At 54.5% G+C, this 16270-nt stretch carries 14 protein-coding genes and 1 pseudogene; 5 read left to right on the top strand and 10 right to left on the bottom strand.

The genetic code is table 11. The features are described from left to right. Positions 1–49: 49 nt before the first annotated feature. The 7 genes from KUE00_RS01055 to KUE00_RS01085 all read right to left on the bottom strand — a co-directional run bounded on the left by KUE00_RS01055 (position 50) and on the right by KUE00_RS01085 (position 8991). Positions 50–1468, bottom strand: a complete 1419-nt coding sequence (locus KUE00_RS01055; protein ID WP_246757642.1) for an amino acid permease — start codon at positions 1466–1468, stop codon at positions 50–52. Between the two features lie 10 nt (positions 1469–1478). Beyond that, positions 1479–2483: a succinylglutamate desuccinylase gene (gene astE, locus KUE00_RS01060; protein ID WP_246757643.1), complete on the bottom strand. Its 1005-nt coding sequence runs from the start codon at positions 2481–2483 to the stop codon at positions 1479–1481. Beyond that, a complete protein-coding gene (astB, locus tag KUE00_RS01065) occupies positions 2467–3810 on the bottom strand; it encodes an N-succinylarginine dihydrolase (protein ID WP_246757644.1) in 1344 nt (447 codons plus the stop codon). Before astB ends, astE begins: the two co-directional genes overlap by 17 nt. A gap of 13 nt (positions 3811–3823) precedes the next feature. After that, complete coding sequence (astD, locus tag KUE00_RS01070) at positions 3824–5290, bottom strand: succinylglutamate-semialdehyde dehydrogenase (protein WP_246757645.1); 1467 nt, start codon at positions 5288–5290, stop codon at positions 3824–3826. After that, positions 5287–6321: an arginine N-succinyltransferase gene (astA, locus tag KUE00_RS01075; RefSeq protein WP_246757646.1), complete on the bottom strand. Its 1035-nt coding sequence runs from the start codon at positions 6319–6321 to the stop codon at positions 5287–5289. Before astA ends, astD begins: the two co-directional genes overlap by 4 nt. A 15-nt stretch (positions 6322–6336) precedes the next feature. Further along, positions 6337–7542 (bottom strand): bifunctional succinylornithine transaminase/acetylornithine transaminase, encoded by a 1206-nt coding sequence (locus tag KUE00_RS01080; protein ID WP_246757647.1) that lies wholly within the window; start codon positions 7540–7542, stop codon positions 6337–6339. A gap of 681 nt (positions 7543–8223) precedes the next feature. Continuing rightward, a complete protein-coding gene (locus KUE00_RS01085; RefSeq protein WP_246757648.1) occupies positions 8224–8991 on the bottom strand; it encodes an AraC family transcriptional regulator in 768 nt (255 codons plus the stop codon). A 108-nt stretch (positions 8992–9099) separates the two neighbouring features. Here KUE00_RS01085 and KUE00_RS01090 point away from each other — a divergent pair, with 108 nt between their 5' ends. Continuing rightward, positions 9100–9888 carry a sulfite exporter TauE/SafE family protein gene (locus tag KUE00_RS01090; RefSeq protein ID WP_246757649.1) on the top strand — a complete coding sequence of 263 codons (789 nt, stop codon included), beginning with the start codon at positions 9100–9102 and terminating at the stop codon, positions 9886–9888. A gap of 290 nt (positions 9889–10178) precedes the next feature. On the opposite strand, the pseudogene KUE00_RS01095 reads toward KUE00_RS01090, so the two are convergent. After that, positions 10179–10427 (bottom strand): annotated as a pseudogene (locus tag KUE00_RS01095) (hypothetical protein); the annotation flags it as partial. 17 nt (positions 10428–10444) lie between these two features. Continuing rightward, positions 10445–11356: a LysR family transcriptional regulator gene (locus KUE00_RS01100; RefSeq protein ID WP_246757650.1), complete on the bottom strand. Its 912-nt coding sequence runs from the start codon at positions 11354–11356 to the stop codon at positions 10445–10447. A gap of 165 nt (positions 11357–11521) precedes the next feature. Between KUE00_RS01100 and KUE00_RS01105 the strand changes: the two genes are divergently transcribed. Further along, positions 11522–12220, top strand: a complete 699-nt coding sequence (locus tag KUE00_RS01105; protein ID WP_246757651.1) for a glutathione S-transferase family protein — start codon at positions 11522–11524, stop codon at positions 12218–12220. Positions 12221–12858: 638 nt separating this feature from the next. Here the strand turns inward: KUE00_RS01105 and KUE00_RS01110 are convergent. Further along, on the bottom strand, positions 12859–13632 hold the full coding sequence (locus KUE00_RS01110; RefSeq protein WP_246757652.1) for an AraC family transcriptional regulator: 774 nt from the start codon (positions 13630–13632) through the stop codon (positions 12859–12861). 118 nt (positions 13633–13750) lie between these two features. Here KUE00_RS01110 and KUE00_RS01115 point away from each other — a divergent pair, with 118 nt between their 5' ends. From KUE00_RS01115 to KUE00_RS01125, 3 genes are all read left to right on the top strand, one after another. After that, entirely contained in the window at positions 13751–14476 is a 726-nt protein-coding gene (locus KUE00_RS01115; protein WP_246757653.1) for a type 1 glutamine amidotransferase, read from the top strand. 305 nt (positions 14477–14781) lie between these two features. Next, positions 14782–15288: a P-loop nucleotide/nucleoside kinase family protein gene (locus tag KUE00_RS01120; protein ID WP_246757654.1), complete on the top strand. Its 507-nt coding sequence runs from the start codon at positions 14782–14784 to the stop codon at positions 15286–15288. A 233-nt stretch (positions 15289–15521) separates the two neighbouring features. Further along, entirely contained in the window at positions 15522–16238 is a 717-nt protein-coding gene (locus KUE00_RS01125; RefSeq protein WP_246757655.1) for an N-acyl homoserine lactonase family protein, read from the top strand. Positions 16239–16270 lie beyond the last annotated feature (32 nt).

Here is a 16270-nt window from a genome sequence, read left to right on the forward strand (position 1 = left end):
CTGTCCGAAGGCGGCACCGGCTTGTGTCGTCTTTTCTTTTTTCCAGCGGTCAGGAGCTGCTAATCGCTCTCAGCGCCTGCGCTTTGCGCGCCTTTACTCTCCAGACAATCCACAATAGTCCGAACCAGAACGGCATGGCGCACAGCGCGGCCAGCGTATCGGGGTCGAACACCATAATGACCACCGAGAAGGCAAAAAACAGCAGGCTAAGCCAGCTCATCACAATACCCGCTGGCATTTTAAAGCGAGATTGCGCATGCAGTTCAGGACACTGCTTGCGGTAAGCCAGATAGGCCACCAGGATCATACCCCAGCTATAAATCACCAGTATCGCCGCCAGCGTCGAGACGATGGTAAACAGCGTCATCACGTCAGGAACCAGAAAGAGCAGTAGCGTACCGCTTAGCATACAGCAGCAGGAAAAAAGCAGGCTGCGCACCGGGATGCGCGTGGTTCGCGACAGAATGCGAAACTGCCAGTGGGCATGATTCTCAACCGACAGGCCGTAGAGCATGCGGGTGCTGGAGTAGACGCCGCTGTTGGCGGAAGACATGGCGGAGGTCAGCGCCACAAAGTTGATGATCGCGGCGGCGGCGGGCAGTCCTGCCTTGTCAAACAGCGTCACAAACGGGCTGACGTCTGGCGAAATCGCCGCCCAGGAGGTCACGGCGATAATCACGATCATTGAGAGCATATAGAAGATGATAATGCGCAGCGGAATAGCCTTGATCGCTTTCGGCAGGATTACCTGCGGATCGCGAGTTTCGGCGGTCATGGTGCCGAGCAGCTCTATACCGGTATAGGAGAAAATGGCGATCTGAAAACCGGCCAGAAACCCCGTCACGCCATGCGGCAGAAACACCGCCGAGTCGGTAAGATGATGCAGCGAAGCCTGCACCCCGTCCGGCGAAGTCCAGCCGGTAGCAACCATCCAAATCCCGGTAAAAATCAGCGCGACAATGGTTATCACTTTAATCAGTGCAAACCAGAACTCCGCCTCGCCGAACATTTTGACCGACAGCAGGTTGAACATACAAAGAACGCCAAGGGTGATCAGCGCCGGTATCCAGGCGGACATCTCGGGAAACCAGTACTGCATATAGCCGCCGCACACCACCACGTCGGCGATGCAGGTGACCACCCAGCTCAGCCAGTAGGACCAGCCAAGGTAAAAGCTCGCTTTCGGCCCCAGGTAATCCGCTACAAAATCGGCGAAGGAACGGTAGTCGAGTTTTGATAACAGCACCTCGCCCATCGCGCGCATTACCATATACATAAAAAATCCGACCAGCGCGTAGATGATCAGTATAGAGGTGCCCGCCACGGCGATATTTTTTCCGGCGCCCATAAACAGCCCGGTGCCGATCGCGCCGCCCAGCGCGATCATCTGAATATGGCGCTCGCTCAGCCCCCGCTCCAGCTGTGGGGAGGAGGATGCTGACGGCGCATGCGGTTCTTTAACGGTCATGGCAATTCCTTCAGTGATGAGGCGAAAGATCCGGTTTTAGCAGTAGACCGGCGCGTAAACCCGGCGCGACGCTGGCGTTGGGAAACAGGATCCAGGGCGCGGCGTCGTCCACGCGCCAGCTTTTGTCGTTCTCGCAGGCGATCTCATAGCCCGCCGGAAGCCGGGTAAAATTCTCTACCGTCGGATCGAGGTTAAGCCTGAAGCTGCTGCTGGTTTTGATAATGCTCTGCGCCACGGTAAAGAAGCGCATCGGGGGCTGTGTGCTTGTCGGCAACGCGCTGCCTGCCAACAGAGCGCGGATGGCGTTGTCGACGGCGGCGAAGCGACCAAGCTGGTTTTGCCCGAACGGCCGCGCTTTTCCCAGCTCAAGCGTGCAGCTCTGCGCGCCGAAGGTTTCGCTGAGGTAGTGGCTGAAGGTGCCGCCCGGCGCGGTATGCTGCACCACCGCATCCAGCTCGCAGGCTGCCAGCAGCGCGTAAAACGCCGCGCTGTAGCGATGCTGATGGAAAGGGATCAAGGCAAACTGCGGAAAACGCGAGCCGCGGATCGCCGTATGCATATCAAGGTGAACGCGTGGCAACGCACCCTCCGCCTCCACCCGCTGGAAAAATGCGGCGGTCACCTGTTCCAGCTGCGCCGCGCGACGGCTCTCGTTGCCCGGCACGGCGTTGCGGTGACGACCGCTGAACAACCGGTTCATATCGCTGTGCAGATAGCGCTTTCCGGCGCGCAGCGCGGGCGGATTGCCAAACACCACCAGCAGCGCCTGACTGAGCCGCTGTTCGCCCGCCATCAGTGACGCCAGCAGCGCGCTCAGCATCTCCACCGGCGCGGTTTCATTGCCGTGGATCCCGGCGGAGATCACCACCGCCCCGGTGGGATGCGCAGGCAGCAGCTGTAACACCCCCTCTTCCAGCCAGCTCGCCTGCAGGGCGGCGGGAAAGCGCAAGTTGCGCAGCCGACAGTTAAGCAGCGCCTCAATAATCGTCTCGCCCTTCTCAGCGCTGAAAGTCATAGATGCTCCCCAGCGCCAGGATCTGCGTCAGCTCGTCCAGCGCCTGACGAACCTCGCGCAGCAGTTGCGGATCCACCAAATCGCGGCTGTGCAGCCGGTCGCGATAGTGCTTTTCCACCCAGCGAGTCAGCTGCTGATAGCTCGCGTCGTTCATCAGACTGCCGCTATTGACGGCGGTGCGCTCCGCCTCGTTCAGCACCACGCGCAGCCGCAGGCAAGCGGGTCCGCCGCCGTTACGCATACTTTCGCGCAGGTCGAATAGCTGGATCTCGTCGATGGGCGAGCCAGCACGCGTCGTCATCTCGTTCAGGTAGCGCCAGACGTTCTCGCGCTGGCGACACTCCTCCGGCACCACGATTATCATTTTCCCGTCAGGCTTGCTCAGCAGCTGGCTGTTGAACAGATAGGAAGCGACGGTATCCTGTAGCGAGATGCGATCCTGCGGCACTTCAACGCTCTCAAACGGTATGTCCAGCGCGGCGCTCTTTTCGCGCAGCTGGTCCAGCAGCCGATCCTGATCGACAAAGGCGTTCTGATGGTGAAACAGCACATGCCGGTTGCTGACCGCAATCACATCGTTGTGAAACACGCCGCTGTCGATGGCCTGGGGGTTCTGCTGGGCAAACAGGGTGTAGTCAGGATGAAGCTGGTGCAGGCGCGCCACCGCTTCGCTCGCTTCCAGCGTCTGACGCGCCGGATAACGCTGCGGCGCGATGCCGCCGCCAAAGGCGCGACGGCCATAGACGAACAACTGAATGCCCTGCCGATCGTAGTCGCCGCAAAACCGATTATGGTTAGCCGCACCCTCGTCGCCTAAATCGCTTTGCTGCGGCAGCGCGTCGTGATGGCTGAAGTGGGCGTCGTTGTTGAAGGTGGCGCGCAGGATCGCCGAGGTCACCGGCGCTTCGAGCGAGCGGTGCAGCTTGTTATTAAGATTCGCCACGGTGAAATGTACCCGGCCATCGGCGCTGTCTGCCGAAGGCGATACCGTCGCCGCGTTCGCCGTCCACATTGACGACGCGGAGCTGAGCGCGGAAAGCAGATGCGGTGACGCCGCCGCCGCGCGTGCCAGCACCTGAGTATCGCTGCCGCTGAAGCCGAGCGCACGAAGCGCGTCAATGTTGGGGCGTGGCTGCGGCGGCAAAATTCCCTGCACGAAGCCGCGATCCGCCAGCGCTTTCATTTTCGCCAATCCCTGTAGCGCCGCCTTGCGCGGGTTCGACAGGCCGTCGCGGTTATGTAACGAAGCCTCGTTTCCGACCGACAGCCCTGCATAGTGATGCGTCGGGCCGACCAGCCCGTCAAAGTTTGCTTCATAGCCAGACATAGAAACCTCAGTATCAGAAAGGAAGGCCCGGAGCAGGCGTGGCGGGCAATGTCAGCACATCGCTGGTGAGCGAGGCCATCGGCCAGGCGCAGTAGTCAGCTGCATACCAGGCGGAGGGGCGGTGATTGCCGGAGGCACCCACGCCGCCGAAAGGTGCGCTGCTGGAGGCCCCGGTCAGCGGTCGGTTCCAGTTGACAATCCCGGCGCGCGCCGTCTCTGTCAGCCGTTCGAACAGCGCCGCATCAGGCGAAACCAGCCCGACCGCCAGGCCGTAGCGCGTCTTGTTCGCCAGCCGGATCGCCTCGTCGAAGTCGGTATAGCGCATCACGCTCAGCAGTGGGCCGAAGTACTCTTCGTCCGGCGCGTCAATACCGGTGATTTCGATAATGCCGGGCGTCAGGCGAGTGGCCAGCGCCTCGGGCTGACGCATCGCCAGCAGGCTTTTACCCCCCAGTGCCAGCAGCCTCTGCTGCGCCTCCAGCATCGCCTGAGCCGCCTGCAACGAAATCACGCCACCCATAAAGGGCTGCGGCTGGGCATCCCACTGACCAACGCGGATCTGCGTGCTGGCCTCTACCAGGCGGGCCAGCAGCGCGTCACCCTGCGCACCGCTTTTTACCAGCAGGCGGCGGGCGCAGGTGCAGCGCTGGCCGGCCGAGATAAAAGCGGACTGAATAACCAGCTGAACCGCGGCGTCGAGGTCGCTATAGTCGTCGACGATCAGCGCGTTATTACCGCCCATCTCCAGTGCCAGCATTTTCTCCGGCTGGCCGGCAAGATAGCGGTGGAAATGAAAGCCCGCCGCCGCGCTACCGGTAAACAGTACGCCGTCGATCTGCGGGTTCTCCAGCAGCGCTTTACCCGTCTCCTTCGCGCCCTGCACCAGATTCAGCACACCATCCGGTAAGCCAGCCTGCTGCCAGAGACGCAGAGTCAGCTCTGCCGTGGCGGGCGTCAGCTCGCTCGGTTTGAATACCAGCGTATTGCCCGCGATCAGAGCAGGAATAATATGTCCATTCGGCAGATGTCCGGGGAAGTTATAAGGCCCAAACACCGCCATCACGCCGTGTGGCTTATGGCGCAGCTGCGCCTTACCGTCGGCCATCGCCACTTCGCTAAAGCCGGTGCGCTGCGTCCATGCCTGCTGCGAAATCGCCGATTTGCCGATCATCGCCTGGACTTCGGTACGGGTTTCCCACAGTGGCTTGCTGGTCTCCTGCGAAATCAGCGTGGCCAGCTGCTCTTTCGCCTCCGTCAGACAGGCGGCGAAGCGCGTGACGATCTCCATACGCGCCTCTACAGGCAGACGCGCCCAGCGCGGAAATGCTTCGCGCGCCGCATCGCAAGCCAGGCTGACGTCAGCCTCATCCGCGCTTTGCGCCTGCCAGAGGATCTGCTGGTCGTCCGGGGAATATTTGGTCAGGCGCGGGCCATTGCCCTGGCGCCACGTGCCGGCGATAAAGTGTGCTGCATAGCTCATAAAGAGTTCTCTTCAGGATTAAGGGAAACCAGACGCAATTTGTCAGCCTCGCCGACCTGCATCGCGCGGCGCTGGGCGTCGTTAAGCACCAGGGAGCGGCCGTCGGCGGCGGGCTGCACCAGCACGGCACAGAAATGTTCGAAATCGTCGCGGGCGACGATGCAGGGCGCGCAGCCTTCAGCCAGCACCTCGCCCGCCCGTCCGGCCATGACGATGCGGCTGTCGCGGATAGCGCGGATGGCGTCGGTTTCCGCCTCCAGCACCGGACCGGCATCGAAAATATCGACGGAGCCGCGCCAGCTAAAACCCTCTTTTTCCAGGATAGCTCTGGCGGGCGCGGTGCGCGGATGCACTTCGCCAATCGCTCGCTGCGCCGCGGCGGGCAGCAGCGATATATAGATCGGCCACGAGGGCATCAGTTCGGCAATAAAGGTTTTCATGCCGGTGCCGGTCAGGCGATCGGCTTCGGAAAAGGCGATTTCGAAAAAGTGGTGCCCCAGCGCGTCCCAGAACGGTGAGGTGCCCTGCTCATCTACCACCCCGCGCATCTCGGCAAACAGATGTGAGGAGAAAAGCTGGCGGTGCGCGGCGATAAAGAGCAGGCGTGCTTTTGACAGCAGCAAACCGTTACGGTTGACCTGATAGTCCGGGTCGAGAAACAGCGTACAGAGTTCGCTGTGGCCGGTATGGTCATAGCACAGGTGCAGCAGCTCCTGATTTTTATAGACGCCGATCTCACGTGAGGCGCGCACGCTGCGCTGAATGCGGAAGTTATAAAAAGGCTCGTTCAGCCCGACCGCAACTTCAATCGCGCTGATGCCGACTACGCGCGCAGTCAGCGGATCTTCCAGCACAAAGAGAAAACCCTGTTGCGCGCGCGGCAGCCGTCCCGCGAAAGTGTCGATACTGCCGCGAATACGCGCCCGCAAACGCGCCTCGTCATGTGGCAGTGAGGTCATCCCAACGCCAGCGCGCGCAGCGAGCCGCAGGATATCGGGCAAATCGGATTCTTTTACCGGACGAAACAGCACGGCAGTTCTCCTCTGTTAGCCGACAAAGCGGGCGATGGCACGCTCAAGCCGCGTAAACGCCGTCTCCAGGTCACTGAAGGGTATGTTCAGCGCTGGCGCGAAACGCAGCACGTCCGGCCCGGCGATCAGGGCGATGACCCCCTCTTCCGCCGCCAGATTGGTCAGGGTTTTGGCTTTGCCGCGATAGTTCGCTGCCAGCTCGGCACCAATCAGCAGGCCTGCACCGCGGATATCGCTGAACACCTCAAACTGCGCGGTCAGCGCGCCTAATCGCTCCACGATCCAGTCGTGACGCGCTTTCACCCCTTCCAGTAGCGCGCTGTCGAGTTGCGCCAGTACGCTGTTGGCGACGGTAGCGGCCAGCGGGTTGCCGCCGAAGGTGGTACCGTGCGTGCCGGGTTGAAACGCCTGCGCCCAGGCGTCGCGCGTCAGCATCGCGCCGATGGGGAAGCCGCCGCCCAGCCCTTTGGCGCTGGTTAAAATATCTGGCTCAACCCCATAGTGCTGGTAAGCGTAAAGCGAACCGGTGCGCCCGGCACCGGTCTGCACCTCGTCAAAAATCAGCGCGGCGTGGTAGCGATCGCAAAGCTGACGCAGCCCCTGCAGGAAAGCGGGATCGGCAGGACGAACGCCGCCCTCGCCGATAATCGGCTCGACGATCACGGCACAGGTGCGTTCAGATATATGGTCGCTGACGGCCTGTAAATCGTTGTAGGGCAGATGGGTGATATCACCGGGCAGTGGCGCATAGTCCGCCGAGTATTTCGGCTGGCCGCCGACCGTCACGGTAAAAAGGGTGCGCCCGTGGAAGGCGTTCTGAAAGGCGATAATTTCGCTTTTGTTTTTGCCGTGGCGGTCGGCAGCAACTTTACGTGCCAGCTTGAGCGCCGCCTCGTTGGCTTCCGCGCCGGAGTTACAGAAAAAGACCTTGTCGGCAAAAGTGGACTCCACCAGGGTTTTCGCCAGCTGCAGCACCGGTTCGTTGGTATAGCCGTTGCCGATATGCCACAGCCGGTCAAGCTGCGCTTTAAGCGCTTCGGCCAGGTGAGGATTGGCATGTCCCAGCGCGTTAACCGCAATGCCGCCGGCCAGATCGATATAGGTATTGCCCTGCTGATCCCAGACGTGCGAACCGCTGGCTTTTACCGGAATAAATGGCGCAGGAGAAAAACAGGGCACCATATATTTATCGAAATCGTCGCGGTGTGGACGTGCAGACATTGTCATTTCTCCTGAAATGAAAAAAGGGAATATCGGCGAAACTGATCTATGTATTTGGCAGGAAAGTTAATCAGCGCGATTAATTAATCGTATCGCGATCGATATTGACCATTAAATAGATAGCCATGCCGGGTTCGGATGAATTTTGATTAAATCAATCTGTTCCTTCCGTTTTAAGTGAGGATGATATTTACCGCCCACCGTAACAAAGTCAATACATCGTGGAGACATTCTATTCACTTTTTGACCCCTTTCAAAGATCTGAAAGAAATGGAAAAAATCTTTTTTATGCAGCTTTAGTGCATACAATTTGCATAAAAATGCACTACATAAGGCGGTAAAAAATTGATTAATTATTCATATGCGCACCGCAATAATTTTTCATTTTATTTTTTGCAGCCTGGCAAAAAAAAGCATGTAAAAAATTAATGTCGGCCTTACTGTCGTTAATCCAACCGGGATTTATCTTATTGCCTCGAGACATTTAACGGTTCGCTGTTGATATTCTCCTGCGAATGGATGACGAAGCCATTCACCATTGTGCAGGCTATCTTGTCAGGCGGAATTAGATAATCATCGATATTTTTGTTGCGGCGCGACACTTTTTCAATGCGTAGTAATAAGGTCCGTTTATCGCCTGGAGCTGACCATTTCCATAACAGAAATTAAAGGCCGGATCGCTTAAATCGGATGATAAAAAGAGGGGGACTGGCCTGTTACGCGGCGGAACATGGTCGCAAACGATGAACCGTTATCATAACCAAGAGACAGCGCCACTTCGTTTACCGGTTTGCCCGATATTAGCCACGTCAGCGCACTGACCACACAGGCTCGCTGACGCCAGCCGGAAAATGACATGCCCGTTTGCTGCAGGAAATGACGACGAAAGGTGCTGGCGCTCATAAACATCGCCCTGCCCCAGCGTTCGGCTGGATCGTGGATAGTCGGAGCGAGCAAAAACGCCTGGCACAGCGCCAGCAGCGCAGGATGCTGCGGCAGCGGAATATCGAACGCGCGCACCGGCATGGCTGCCAGTTCCAGTAACAGCAGGTTCATCAGCGCACAATCGCGATCGCTGTCGTAGAGCGGCGGTAAATCTACCGCTTCAAGCAGTAGCTGACGCAAAAGTGCCGATACGCTTATGACCTCGCAGCGACTGCCATGATTTAACCGCGCTGCGCATTCTGGATTTATATACAGGCTCCGCGTGGTTACGCCCACAAACTTTACAGCGTGCAGCGTTTGAGGAGGGATCCATACCGCATGCTGCGGGGGCACCACCCATTCTCCGTCACGGGTTGATACATGCATCTGACCGGTTGCGCCATACAGCAGTTGCGCGCGGCGATGCTGATGGGAGGCCAGTAAAAACCCCTGCGCATAGTCATTACCAATCGCGACCACATCACGCTGCATAAAATCGACATCATCAATGCTTACGTTGCGCACTTTTGTCTCCCTCTGACCGTTTTGCAAGGGTAATTGAGTGTTTCGCAAAGGGGAAGCGGTGTGTAGAGGCGATAAGCTATCAATCCATTTCCACTGCGGAACATTCCCTTGAACGATATTCTCATTATTGCGCTGGCAGGCTTTACCACCGGCATTACGACGGTGCTGTTTGGCTTTGGCGGCGGTTTCGTCGTCGTACCCTTTGTTTACCAGCTGTTACGCCACCAGCCTGAAATGGCCGGACATGCGATGCATATAGCCGTCGCCACCTCGACGGCGGTCATGATATTTAACGCAGGATGGATCAGCTATCGAAACTGGCGTGCAAGCGCCATCTCAACGCAGGCATGTTTGCCGCTGTTGTGGTTTATTGCCGCTGGCGCGGTGGTCGGCTCATGGCTGGCAGGGCTATTAAGCGAAGAACCGATCCGCCTACTGTTTATCTTTTATATGCTGCTGACGATTGGCGATTGCCTGCTTCGCAAAGGTTTCTTCAGCGGTAGCCTTCCGCGTCGTTTATCGCTGGCATCGGCGACGGGCGGCGGCATCCTGATTGGTTTAATCGCAGCCTTGCTCGGTGTTGGCGGCAGCGTAATGACGGTGCCGTTGCTGCGGCGGCACGGCTACTCTATGCGCGACTGCATTAGCGCCGCTACCCTGCTTTCTCTGCCGGTGGCGCTGTGCGGAACCATCATTTATGCAATTGACGGGTGGCAAAAAATTCCGGTAAGCGGCTTCCTGGGCTTTGTGAACCTGAAGATCATGGCCTTGCTGGTCTTAACGGGACTGGCCGGTATTCTGATTACCCGAAGAACGTCCCCCGCCATACCGGACGTCTGGCATGCGCGAATTTATGTGCTGCTATTGTGCTCTGTGCTGCTGGCAATGCTGCTGTAAGCACTAGTGCCGATAAAAACCTGTTGAGGTGCTTCCTGATTGGTCATTCCTGCCTCTCAACTCAGTTCTAAGAAATAAAAAACTTCCGTTATCCCCAGAAGATTGGAACCGCGATGGGCGTTTAATGGCTTGCGAAATCACGAGCGATATAATTTCTAAAGATTTGAAAGCATAGCCTGTTTCGCCACGTACCGGAAAAGCTTACTTAGCGATGATTAAAGGCCGCTTTTCGGACAGAGCGGGCGCATGACCAGCAGCGGCGGCTTTGAGCGAGGAGCGGTAGTACGAAATTATTCCCAGCGCCGAGTGTGCATTACTAACATTGTCGTGAGGTAATTAAAGGTGACGAGCAGATCCGGATAGTACTTTCGGAGTTTGTCTTTAAAACTGTACGGTATAACAACGGGTTGTTCCTGATAAAATGAAACCTGATCGCTACGCTCCAACCGCGTCATGATATTAAGTTCAAGTCCGGACTCGTACTGGACGGTGCGTGCGAGCTTTTGTGAGTAAAAATGACCGGCGATATCCGAATCATTGGAGCGTATCCTGTAAGTCATGATTTAACTGCTGAACGCAAGAACTCTACAAATGCGCGAACCCGCGCCGACAGATGACGATTCTGGGGGTAGAGAATCGAAAACGGGCGAGAGCGGCCGCCGTATTTTTGCAAAACCTCGACGAGGTCTCCACGTCTTAAAGCGTCTCCCACTGCAAAACTATAGGTTTGATAAAGGCCTCCACCTGCGTTAACCCAGGCGACAGCCCCTAACGCATCATTAAGTACACGCATCCTGCTCGTTATCTGTTTCTCGATTAGAGTCCCTGATTCATCGGTAAACAGCCACTGCAGCGGGCGCCCTGTATTGGGTGATATGTACTGGATGCAATCATGTTGATTGAGGTCATCAATACGATATGGTTCACCTTTTTTTGCAAGATATGCCGGAGTTCCGAATACCCCAAGCGAGGCGTTCTCAAGCTTGAAGGCGACAAGACGCGAATCTTGAGGAACGCCTAGCCTGATTGCCAGATCGAAGCCCTCTTCAACAAAGTCGATTATTTTGTCCGAGATACTAATCTCAATATCGATCTGCGGATAAAGCTCAGTGAACCTGGGCATTAAGGGTAAAAGGCGAAATGTTCCGTAAGCAGCACTGACGCTAATGCGCAGCGGTCCGCTAGGGATGGTTTGTGAACCCGTGATCGCTCGCTCAGCCTCGGCGATTTGCTCAAGCGCCAGATGACACTCTTTCCAATAGAGCTCGCCCTCCGTTGTAAGCTTGACAGCGCGGGTGGTCCGCAAAAAAAGACGTACTCCAAGGCGCTGCTCGAGCCGACTGATCGACCGACTGACTGCGGCCGGCGTCAAACCGAGAATCTCAGCCGCACCGGTGAAACTGCCGGTCTCCGCTGCTCTACAGAACTGTTCAATGCTGCCAAGCTGAAGTGGGCTACCCGTTGCCATATTGATTACCATTTGTAATAAATAAATTGATTGTTACACGGTTTATTAACCAAAAGCTACGCATTAAAGTATGTCTACTACTTCAGCAACAACGCATCAAGGCCCCGCGACTCAAGCAGTGCTCGGTCCTGGCCTACACCTCGACCTACTTTTAGGAGCTACACAATGACCAGCAAACTGAACGTTTTCACTTCGCCTTCGGCTTTCCCTAACCCACAGCGCCTGCGCCTGTTTATGCATGAAAAAGGGATCGCAGATCAGTTCAAGGAGACTATTTACGACATGACGCCGGTTGGCGAACAGCGTGGATGGCGTCACCTGAAAATGAATGCCTGGGGTGAGACGCCGACCCTTGAGCTCGCTGACGGTAGCTATATCTCCGAAACTGCAGCTGTGGTCCGGTACCTGGACCAGTCCTACCCGGGCCGCAAGATCATGGGGGATACGCCGCTGGAGCAGGGCCTGGACAACATGTGGGATAACCGCATCTGGGTTCACATCCTGTATCGAATCGTCACGGTTTTCCACGTTCTGCATACCGGTCTCGGCTTCAAACTCGAACTGACGAAGAACGAAGCCTGGGGCGAACACTGCCGCAAAGAAGCGTTAGCGCATGCTGCACTGGTCAATAAACATCTTTCCGACGGGCGCCAATGGCTGCTGGGGGGCGAAGAGCCTACTTTCTCCGACATCACGCTGGCAACCGCGATCGCGTTCTCGAAGTTCCCGGTAAATGCTACGCCGCTGGACGAACGTTTCGAGTTTCTGGACGCATACTGGCAGCGTTGGCAACAGCGTCCGGGTTTCCAGGCTGCATATGCTGACCGAAGCAGCGGTATCCCTGAGCTCGATAATAAAGCGTGATCTGACTTTAAAGTTGCGCAAAACCCAGCCGTGGATTTCGCGCGATTAAAGAGGTCTACTTTGGGGCGGTAGTGGGCAGGCATGGGAGTCTGCTTCGGCCGAGGATAGTCGGTTCAGTGAGATTAAAGCTAACGCCAAATGCGTTGCGCGGCAGATCGGAAGAATACCTTGCCAGTGATAACGGGTTGTGACACTGACTGAATGGTCTGGATACAGTAAAGGCGGCCCACTGAGTACTACTGATAACACAAAGCCGCCTTCAGGCGGCTTTTTCATTGTACATGATGCTGAAGAAATCCTTATTGAGAATACTTATCACGGAGATAGTTAGGTCGATCACAATACCAGTATTTATTGTTAACATAGCAATAGTAACTATGATTATTACTATCTCCTCGAAAGCGAACAAGCTTTCAACCATACAAACTATAGATAAAAACCATGAAAACCTTCAAAGCAATGTCTATCGCCGCCGTCGCCGCTCTTTCACTGATGTCAGCATGCAACAGAAACGCAGGAACGCAGGAACGGCGAGGGGCGCGCAGTTTACTGTGCACCCGCGAGGCGTTGGCCAGCGCCGGTAAGCGCGGCAAAACTTACAGGCAGCTTTGAGCGAGAAGCGGCCATAAGTCCATAGACTAAGGCAAAAAATCGCGCGGTGTTGAATCCAGAATGGAACGAAAAGCAGCTGTAAATGCAGCCGGGCATGAAAACCCAAGCTTGTAAGCGACCTGTTTAATGGGAATGCCATTCGCGAGAAGATCTAATGAAGCGCAAATCCTGGCTCTCTGCTTCCATGTTCTAAAACTAAAGCCAGTATCCTTAATAAACAATCGCGAAAATGTACGTTCAGACATGGCAGCGATAAAGGCCAGATCGCTCAGCGATGCTTCCCAACGATGATTGAATAATAGTTCTCTGGCCGCACAGAATAATCGCTCATCATGCGGCATTGGAAGCTCCGCAGCTAAAGGAGGAGCCTCGCTGAGAATTTCCAGGAGCAACAGAGCCATTTTCCGTTGGCTCGGTCTGTTGTAGTCCTCACTGAATAGCCCTGCTATCAGCTCTTTCACCAGTGCCGTAGCCGTAATCACATGCACCTGGTTACTCTTCTTAAAGTTCGTACATTCAGCGATAAGGCTTCTGCTGAAATAGATAGCCCGTAGATCCGTATGTGAAAGCAGGTGGTAACTATGGATCTGAAGAGGCGGTAGCCATAATGCCCGCTGAGGAGGTATTACCCAGCGGTCATTCTCTGTTTCAACCAGCATAACTCCCCTGATGGCAAACAGCAGCTGTCCCTCGACATGATAATGGGGAGGATCTGTCTCTCCACGCTGGTAGCTTATCGCTGTGCTTGACCAGCCCGTTGCTTCATCATGTCTTGGCGCTTTATCTATACTACCTGGCATTTCAGATTTAGCCCCTGCATTTATGATATTGAAAATGGAACTACCCGGACTATGGCTCTACTGGATGGGTGAGTTATTTAAATGAAGATTATCACAGGTATTACAGGAGCATATTCTTATGCGTGTACACTTTATCGTACATGAAAGTTTTGAAGCCCCAGGCGCCTATGAAACGTGGGCCAGAAATCACGGTCATGATGTGACTTACTCACGCGTATACGCAGGCGATGCACTGCCAACGGACGCCAAAGGCATTGATTTCTTAATCGTTATGGGCGGTCCGCAGGATCCAGTCACTACACTGGAAGAGTGCCTGCACTTCGATTCTAAAGGTGAACAGGCGCTGATTGCTTCCGCTGTTAAAACCGGTAAGGCTGTTATCGGCATCTGCCTCGGCTCACAGTTGATCGGTGAAGCGCTGGGCGCGCCGTTCGCGCACAGCCCTGAAAAAGAGATTGGTAAGTTCCCGATCACGCTCACTGATGAAGGCAGCAAGGATGAGATGTTCTCTCACTTTGCTAAGTCGCTAGAAGTCGGACACTGGCATAACGATATGCCGGGCCTGACACCAAATGCAAAAATCATTGCTTACAGCGAGGGCTGCCCGCGCCAGATAATCTCATATTCGGATCACGTCTTTGGTTTCCAGTGCCACATGGAGCTGACACTGGATATCGTTGAACTACTGATCGCACATTCTGAGAAAGACCTGAGTCGTGCCGTTGAATACCGCTTCGTTAACACTCCTGAAGAACTTCGAGCGCACGATTACAGTGAAATGAATCAAGTGCTCTTTGGCTTTCTCGATAAGCTGGAAACAAGTTATAAAAGAGCCCAGGCATAATGTCATGCCTGATGATGCTTGCCTCCAGTTTTTAATGAACATTAATGTTTAAACATCCGCGCCTGACATTAAGCGAATTGTTGAACAGCCACTGTCTGCAATAAGCGAGAAGCAGACATGCAAAATTAAAAGTGAAGCAATGGCTGCTTTTGTAGTCTTTACCTGCTAATTTGAAAGCGATGAAAACTTACTCAGCGTTATCTTATTCATTCATTATTATCACCTTTAGGCCAGGGTGGGATAACGTTTGCCATTTTCCCGCCGGTAAGGTGGGCCTTACCGGGAACAACCCAGTGAGGTAAACAATGGATATCACCAGTGCCACATCATCTGAAAAACCGACTCTGCATCTGTTATGTGGGAAAATTGCTTCAGGTAAATCTACGTTATCAACAAAATTAGGAGCTGCCTTCCGTACGGTCATTATCAACGAGGATAGTTGGCTTGCTGCACTCTATGCAAATGAAATGCAATCAGTCGCTGATTATGTGCAGTACTCCGCCAGGCTCAGAAACGCCTTGAACCCCCATCTGGTATCGTTACTCAAAGCGGGGATATCAGTTGTCCTGGACTTCCCCGCAAATACACGAACAAATCGTGAATGGATGATGAGTATCATCAAAGAGTCTGGTGCCGCAAATCGCCTGCATTTCCTGAACGTGCCAGATGAAGTGTGTAAAAGCCGGTTACGTGCCCGCAATGCAGAAGATACTCACCATTTTGCAGCTTCAGATAAACAATTTGAGATTATAACAAGTTACTTCTCAGAACCATCTGTTGACGAAGGGTTTGATATTATTGAATACAGATGAATTTATTTTCCGCACATAAGCCGCGAGCTGGCGGCTTTTAATTTTTCCAACGCTTATTGATACTCAGGTCATAACGACCACAACTTGCGTTCCAGGCACAAAGCGGTCTGTTGAACAGTCACTGTCTGCGATGAGCGAAATACAGAAGTCAGAATTTATCAGGTAAAGCTTTTTGGATATTCTGTAGGAGGAAATATATTCATCTACCTTTAAACATACTATGGAAAAATGTTATGCGTCTTTACATGCTTTACCTGGGTACTATGCAGCCAGGTGAGATACCGGTACCAGGATATTTGATTCAAACAGACGAGGGGTTTAATATTTTGGTCGATACTGGCTGGCCTCGCTCCTTTGTAGATACGCCTGTAAATCCGCCGGATCTTACAATTCAGATTAGGCCCGAGGATACAGTTACTGCTCGTCTCAAAGCCATCGGCGTTAGTCCGGCCGATATTGACTACCTCATATGCACCCATCTTGATGAAGACCATTCCGGCAATCATGATTTATTTAGCAGTGCCGAATTCATCATTCAGAAAGAACATTATGAGTTGGCCAGAAGTGGACATCCCCGTTTCGAAGCAAATCGTACATCATGGGATCATCCTGCTCTCCAGTATCGTTTGATAGAGGGTGATTATGAGCTTGTACCGGGAGTCACGTTGCTCGAAACCAGCGGACATGTCCCCGGGCACCAGTCCCTTTTATTGCGACTTCCTGAAACAGGGGTTGTTTTGCTTGCAGCCGATGCTGTTATGCATCATTCGATGGCAGATGCGGCTACACGTCAGATATACGTTACAGATATGGATGATGAGACCGGTATAAGGCGGAGTACACGGAAAATTGCAGATATCGCTGCAAGTGAAAATGCAGCGTTTGTGGTCTACGGGCATGATACTGAACAGTGGGCATCGTTACGTCTATCCCCAGCCTTTTATGAATAACTTTCTACTTATTGATGCACCACATTTTTGAA

It is taken from the genome of Erwinia phyllosphaerae (genome assembly GCF_019132875.1).
In the GTDB taxonomy this organism is placed as follows: domain Bacteria; phylum Pseudomonadota; class Gammaproteobacteria; order Enterobacterales; family Enterobacteriaceae; genus Erwinia; species Erwinia phyllosphaerae.

Coding starts and splice junctions, on each gene's coding strand:
- KUE00_RS01055 (WP_246757642.1), bottom strand. CDS start 1,468: ATGACCGTTAAAGAACCGCATGCGCCGTCAGCATCCTCCTCCCCACAG.
- astE (WP_246757643.1), bottom strand. CDS start 2,483: ATGACTTTCAGCGCTGAGAAGGGCGAGACGATTATTGAGGCGCTGCTT.
- astB (WP_246757644.1), bottom strand. CDS start 3,810: ATGTCTGGCTATGAAGCAAACTTTGACGGGCTGGTCGGCCCGACGCAT.
- astD (WP_246757645.1), bottom strand. CDS start 5,290: ATGAGCTATGCAGCACACTTTATCGCCGGCACGTGGCGCCAGGGCAAT.
- KUE00_RS01080 (WP_246757647.1), bottom strand. CDS start 7,542: ATGTCTGCACGTCCACACCGCGACGATTTCGATAAATATATGGTGCCC.
- KUE00_RS01100 (WP_246757650.1), bottom strand. CDS start 11,356: ATGGCAACGGGTAGCCCACTTCAGCTTGGCAGCATTGAACAGTTCTGT.
- KUE00_RS01105 (WP_246757651.1), top strand. CDS start 11,522: ATGACCAGCAAACTGAACGTTTTCACTTCGCCTTCGGCTTTCCCTAAC.
- KUE00_RS01110 (WP_246757652.1), bottom strand. CDS start 13,632: ATGCCAGGTAGTATAGATAAAGCGCCAAGACATGATGAAGCAACGGGC.
- KUE00_RS01115 (WP_246757653.1), top strand. CDS start 13,751: ATGCGTGTACACTTTATCGTACATGAAAGTTTTGAAGCCCCAGGCGCC.
- KUE00_RS01120 (WP_246757654.1), top strand. CDS start 14,782: ATGGATATCACCAGTGCCACATCATCTGAAAAACCGACTCTGCATCTG.
- KUE00_RS01125 (WP_246757655.1), top strand. CDS start 15,522: ATGCGTCTTTACATGCTTTACCTGGGTACTATGCAGCCAGGTGAGATA.